Genomic DNA, 1,634 nt, shown 5'->3' with positions numbered 1-1,634 from the left:
CTATATGTTTATGGGATCGCTGAAACCGAATCCGCAGTCCATTTAACCCCATCTCGTCAGGTTTTTCACATACCCACCAAACATCTCAAAAAATAACTCGATAACTCGATATAATTAAGTAAAAGATACCGACTTTTGAAGGAGGTTTTAATATATACACTCCTTGACAGAAATAATGATGCACCCAGAAGGAGCGGTCGGCAGGAAACAACACTGCACAGTCTGACGTGTCTTGTGGTTTTATTGCAACGATTACAGTTGCAGATGGAAAGGGCAACGGCTGGGGCCTAACGGCTACTGTCATTGGGTGCATGTCAGTATGGTGTTGCACCACCACGGGCCTGAAGACATGCGGCGATTCTGTGCGGAATGGAGTCATACAGTCGTTGTATCCTCTCCTGTGGCAGATCCGCCCACAACTGTTGTAACTGCGCCTCCAGAACACCCAGGTTGGCACTTGGTCGGAGTTGACGTCCCAGTTGATCCCATACATGTTCGATTATGGACAGATCGGGAGATCGAGCTGGCCATGGAAGGACGCCAGCATGCCTCAGGCAGTCCATAGATCGGCGTGCGGTATGTGGTCGGGCATTATCCTGTTGAAAGAGTGTTCCAGGATGCTGCTGCAAAAGGGGGAGGACGTGCGGACGCAGGATGTCGGTGACGTAGCGTTCAGCCGTCAGGGTCCCTCGTATCACTACAAGAGGTGACCTGAACCCATAACCGATGGCTCCCCACACCATGATGCCTGGAGTAACGCCGGTGTGTCGTTCGACAACATTGCTAGGATTGGTCCTTTGGCCTCGGCGACGCCGTACACGTACACGATGGTCATCAGTGGACAAACAGAACCGAGATTCATCGCTAAACATGATGCGACGCCATTCTTCAGCATTCCATGCCTCTCGGTCACGACACCACAACAAACGCAGGCGTCTGTGGTGTGGTGTCAATGGCAGTCGTCGCATGGGGCGGTATACTCGTAGCCCTGCCGCAGTAAGTCGTCGATCCACGGTGCGGGATGACACTGGGTGTTGTAACGTGTCCATAACCTGTGCCCGAATGTTGGCCGCACTGGATAATGGGTCCTGTAAGGCTGCACGCACCATACGACGATCCTCCCTTGGGGTGGTTTGTGGGGGGCGCCCCGACCCTGCATGTCGTGTGTGCGTACCCTCACGTTCCCATTGAGTCCAACATCGGGCGACCGTCATGTCTGTGTGCCCCACATGTCGAGCAATGGCACGGTATGACCAGCCTGCCGTACGAAGTCCAACAATGACTCCTCTCTCAAACGCCGTCAGTTGACGGTACCGCTGTTGAACGCGTCTACGCGGCATTATCCGTGTCTGATGACGTTCACGCAGCGTGATTCACTACTACCTGGCACTCGACCAACTGCCTGATACCCTTAGCACGTCGACCGTGGTGACAACACACACACCCTCTGGTGGCTCTGCTCGACATGCTAGTGACGTCAACTTCTAATCATTTACCTATCTATGAAGGCTGTGCACGTGTACCAATGTAGTTACGAATACGACCTCTCCTTCTGGGTGCATCATTTTTTCTGTCAATGAGTGTATATTTGATTACGTGAAATATGTATAGATTAAAAAATAATTGCTAGGTCT

At 52.0% G+C, this 1,634-nt stretch carries 1 protein-coding gene; it reads right to left on the bottom strand.

Annotated elements, in window-relative coordinates:
• Positions 1-314 precede the first annotated feature (314 nt).
• Positions 315-1,109 (bottom strand): transposase, encoded by a 795-nt coding sequence (locus AC3RJ7_RS18795; protein ID WP_491457390.1) that lies wholly within the window; start codon positions 1,107-1,109, stop codon positions 315-317.
• Positions 1,110-1,634 lie beyond the last annotated feature (525 nt).

It is taken from the genome of Agromyces solani (assembly GCF_058349925.1).
Note: the sequence above shows the minus strand (reverse complement) of the source record. Positions and strands in the feature narration are given on the sequence as shown.